The sequence below is a fragment of the Micromonospora sp. DT4 genome (assembly GCF_049841675.1).
Classification (GTDB): domain Bacteria; phylum Actinomycetota; class Actinomycetes; order Mycobacteriales; family Micromonosporaceae; genus Micromonospora.
Genome location: NZ_JBNCKT010000213.1, coordinates 1 through 4,150, shown reverse-complemented (window position 1 = coordinate 4,150; position 4,150 = coordinate 1). Strand labels below are relative to the sequence as shown.

The window sequence follows — 4,150 nt, the reverse complement described above, 5'->3', positions numbered from 1 at the left end:
TATTTGTCGAGGACCTTCCATCGACGTGTCTCGGCGTGACGTTCCGCCCCCACCCAGTTACCCGACAGTCTCTGAGACCGGCGCCCGGCCGGCAGCACGGCAGGCGGCACCGACCCGACGCGGCAGCACGGCAGCACGGCAGGCGGCACCGACCCGACGCTCAGCCGGCCTGGCGGCGCAGGTGCGCGGCGAACGCCTTCAGGTCACCGAGCAGCTCCAGGATGGCGTTGCGGTAGGCGACCGACGCCCACAGGTGCAGCTCCTCGTCGTCCAGTCCGCCGAACGCGTGCGACAGCGCCTTGCGTCGACGCCGGTCGAGCACCTTGTGCGGGCGGGCAAGGAGGTCGCCCTCCCGCCGCAACGCCTGGAGGTAGGCGGCCACCGCCTCCTGGTAGTGCCGCCCGGCGACCCGTTCCAACAGGGTGAACTCGAAGACGTTCAACGCCGCCTCGGAGTCCCAGTAGGCGCTGTCGCGCACCGGCGCGCTCGCCACGTGCCGACCCATGGCGTGCCGGGCCTCGTAGAGCAGCAGCACGCCCCGGCCGGTGGTGCTCAACGGTCGGCGGGGCACCGGCAGCCGCAGCGTCCGCACCGGCGCGGCCGCGGTCAGGTCCACCGCGCCGGCGTACGTCGGCATGCGCTGCGTCGCCGACGCCGGCTCGGGCAGCAGGCAGGCCCGCTCCTGGTAGGGCACCGGGCCCCCGCCGGAGGGCAGGGCGCGGACCGTCGCGTCGTGCAGTTCGCTGAGCGGCCGGTCGTTTGGGACGCGGCCCGGTGGCAGTGTGAGCACGAGACCGTTGGCGCCGGGCACCGGCACGCCCAGCACGCAGGAGTTGCGCAGGAACGCCCAGGTCGCCGCCGCCTCGCGAATGCCGCTCGCCACGGCCTGCGCGTCGGCGCGCCAGTCCTGGGCGATCCGTAGCCGCTGCGCCAGGTCGGCGGTCGCCGCGCCGTCGTGCGGATACAGCTCCCGAACGGCCCGGGGCAGCGACCCGGGGCGCAGCGCCAGCGGGTCGCCGGTGGGCGGGGGCACGGCGTGCCTCGGGCAGTCGGCGTCGGAGTGCGGGTCGCCGTCGACCGCGTGGCAGTCGCCCAACCAGCTCGCGCCGGGAGGACCCGCCGGACGGGCGAACGCCAGGTGGGGCAGCCGGCCGGTACGCAGGACCGTCTCGTACTGCGGTCGGGCCCGCCCGGCACGCAGCACGTCCAGCGGCAGCACGGGTGCCAGCGTCACCACGGCCGCGAGGACGACGCAGTGCGGGCAGGTGTCGCGTACGCGGTAGCGACGGAGGTGGTCCAGACCGGGCTGCTCCCACTGGACGCCGATGACGCCACCGTCCTGCGCCATCAGGTAGAGGAACTCGGTGGCGACACGCTCGCGGGTGACCGAGGCCAGTTCGTCGAGGAACTGCCGTTCGGTGACCGCCCTCGGGTCGACCGCGCTCGCCCCGGTGGCCATGGGCACCCCCTCACCGGCCGAGCACATCGACGAATGCCAAGACCTCCTCCACCGTACCCGTCGACGACCTGGCCGAACGCCCCGTTCACGCGTACGGCGGTGTCACGAATGCGTCAGGCCGGGACCGGCCGCCGCTCACTCGTTGGGTCCGCGCCCCAGCAGCCGGATCTCCTCGTTGTCCAGCGCCGACTGAAGCTCCTGGAGCACCAGGTCGTCGATCTCCCGGTTGTCGCGCAGCCGGGTCAACTCCCGTCGCTTGTGGGCGAGGACGCCGAGACGCAGCCGCCGTTCCAGCCGGCGTTCCTCGGCGGTCCGGCCGCTGGTCTCGTTGAGGTCTTCCAGGTGCCGCTGGTATTCGGCCCGCAGCCGATGGACGGCCTCCTCCTCGGCGCCGACCTCGGCGGCGACCCGGGGCAGGGCCTCCAGGCCGGCCTGGGTGGCGCGTCGGCGGGCGTGTCGGGCCTCGTCGACGCGCTCGGGGTCGCCGGACAGTCCCGCCCAGCGCACCACCAGCGGCAGGGTGGTGCCCTGCACCAGCATGATCAGGACGATCACCAGCGCGGTGACGAAGATGATCAGGTCTCGCTCGACCACCGGCCGCCCGGCGACCGTCGTCATCGGGACGGCCAGCGCGGCGGCGAGTGAGACGGCACCCCGGAAACCGGACCAGCCCACGACCGTGCCGACCCGCCAACTCGACGTGCCGCCCACCTGCTCCATCATCCGACGACGCCGTAGCCTCGCCGACTGCCCCGTGAGGTAGACGAAGCCGAGCCGGGTGGCCACCACGACGAGCGTGACCGCGAGCACGATCAGCACGGCTCGCGGCGGCGAGGTGCTGACGATGCCGCGCACCGCCCGGGGGATCTGTGTGCCGAGCAGCACGAACAGCCCACCGTTGATCAGGAAGGTGGACAGGTCCCAGAACGCGTACGCCAGCACCCGGGACCGGGCACGGATCACCCGTGGACCGGCGTACGCGAGGACCAGACCGGCGACCACGACCGCCAGCACACCGCTGGCGTGCACCGCGCTGGCGAGCAGGAAGGCGCCGAACGGCGTCAGGACGCTCAGCGCGCCCTCGCGCAGCGGATCGTCGAGCCGCCTGCGGATCAACACCACGATGACGCCCACCAGCAGACCGGCGACCAGGCCGCCGAGGCTGGCGCCGACGAACTCCTCGCCGATGCCCAGCGCCCCCGGCTCCGCGCTCTGGGTGAGCAGGCCCACGGTCACCGCGAAGACCACCAGGGCGGTGCCGTCGTTGATCAGGCTCTCCGCGTGCAGGGTGGTGAGGAGCTTGCGGGGCAGCCGCTTGGCCAGGCCGGTGACCGCGGCGGCGTCGGTCGGCGCGAGGACCGCACCGAGCACCCAGGCAGCGGCGGGGTTCACGCCGAACGCCTGGGCGGTCATCGAGACCGTGATCATGGTGAGCACCACGAGAACCACGGCGAGCAGCCCGATCACCGGCAGGTTGGCCCGGATCTCCCGCAGGCTGATGGTGAGACTCTCCCGGTAGAGGATCGCCGGCAGGAAGATCAGCAGCACCAGGTCCGGTTCCAGGCTCACGTCGGACAGCGGCGGCGCGAGCCCGAGCAGCACCCCGAACCCGATGAGCAGCACCGGCGGCGCGACCCGGTAGCGGCCGCCGAGGGTGGTGCCGATCAGGACGGTGACGCCCAGCACCACGATCAGGACGAGCCCCTGCACGGCGTACCCCCTCGATCCCGGCCGACGGCGGAGGCCGGTGGTTCCATCTGACCGCACACCGGTGGCCGGTTCCACAGGAACGGGCAAGTCGCCGGCCGGCCGAGCTCGGCAGCGCTCAGGTCGCGTCGGCAGCGCTCAGGTCGCGTCGGCAGCGCGGACGCGCGCGGTGAGCAGGCGGGCGGTCCGGCGGTGCCCGGCGGCCTCCTCGTCATGACCCAGCGCGGCGGCGAGGTCGGCGAGGTGCCCGGCGACCGGGCCGGCGGTGAGCACCCCGCTGCCGGCGGCCAGTTCGGCGGCGGCCGGCCGGAGCGCGGCGGCGGCGCGCCCGCTGGTGGGAAGTTCGCCCACGGCGAGCGCCGCCCGGGCGACGAGGCACAGTCGCACCTCCCGCAGCAGGTCGTGCGGCCCGTCCGGAAGGGCCCGCAGTGCCGCCGTGGCGGCGCTGCCGTCACCGGAGTGGGCGAGCAGCAGCGGTCGTACCGACGGCTCGTGCGGACCCCAGTCCAGGCCCGCCCAGTCCTCGTCGCCGAGACCGCCGACGGGCCGCCCGTCGGCGGGGGACCAGCCAGTCACCCGCCGGGGCGTCACGGAGTCGCCGACGGCGTCGGCCCGGCGCAGGTTGAGCAGGGCGAGCGGCAGCAGCCCCACCTGTACCTGATGGCGCAGCCACCCGGCCTGCCCGAAAAGCTGATCGACGGGAGCCCGGACGCGTTCTTCGGCCATTTCCTCGACGTCTTCAGCACCGGACGGTCACCTGCGGTCACTTCATGGCGGAGGAGGCACCGGCCGTGGTGGTCCGGGCGCTGCCTGGCGCGGACAAGTTGGATATCTGACATTCACCGCAACGAGTGACCTACCGTCGGCCCGACTGCCGCACGCAGCCCGGCCGAGCACCCCCAAACGACTCTGACGCGAAGATTCCCTTCGCGTCAGAGGCGGTTGGTTCGCTTCACGACGCGTTCTCCAGGGTGACGCGGTATC

General features: G+C 73.5%; 3 protein-coding genes. All 3 read right to left on the bottom strand.

All coding sequences use genetic code 11. The annotated features are described in order from the left end of the window. Positions 1-160: 160 nt before the first annotated feature. The 3 genes from ACLQ24_RS28740 to ACLQ24_RS28730 all read right to left on the bottom strand — a co-directional run bounded on the left by ACLQ24_RS28740 (position 161) and on the right by ACLQ24_RS28730 (position 3,892). Positions 161-1,459, bottom strand: a complete 1,299-nt coding sequence (locus ACLQ24_RS28740; RefSeq protein ID WP_425894871.1) for a hypothetical protein — start codon at positions 1,457-1,459, stop codon at positions 161-163. A 135-nt stretch (positions 1,460-1,594) separates the two neighbouring features. After that, positions 1,595-3,169 carry a Na+/H+ antiporter gene (locus tag ACLQ24_RS28735; RefSeq protein ID WP_425894869.1) on the bottom strand — a complete coding sequence of 525 codons (1,575 nt, stop codon included), beginning with the start codon at positions 3,167-3,169 and terminating at the stop codon, positions 1,595-1,597. Positions 3,170-3,304: 135 nt separating this feature from the next. Continuing rightward, positions 3,305-3,892 carry a hypothetical protein gene (locus ACLQ24_RS28730; RefSeq protein WP_425894868.1) on the bottom strand — a complete coding sequence of 196 codons (588 nt, stop codon included), beginning with the start codon at positions 3,890-3,892 and terminating at the stop codon, positions 3,305-3,307. Between the last annotated feature and the right edge of the window lie 258 nt (positions 3,893-4,150).

Bases quoted from the DNA above. Each gene is read 5' to 3' on its own strand.
- ACLQ24_RS28740 (WP_425894871.1), bottom strand. From the start codon at position 1,459: ATGGCCACCGGGGCGAGCGCGGTCGACCCGAGGGCGGTCACCGAACGG.
- ACLQ24_RS28730 (WP_425894868.1), bottom strand. From the start codon at position 3,892: ATGGCCGAAGAACGCGTCCGGGCTCCCGTCGATCAGCTTTTCGGGCAG.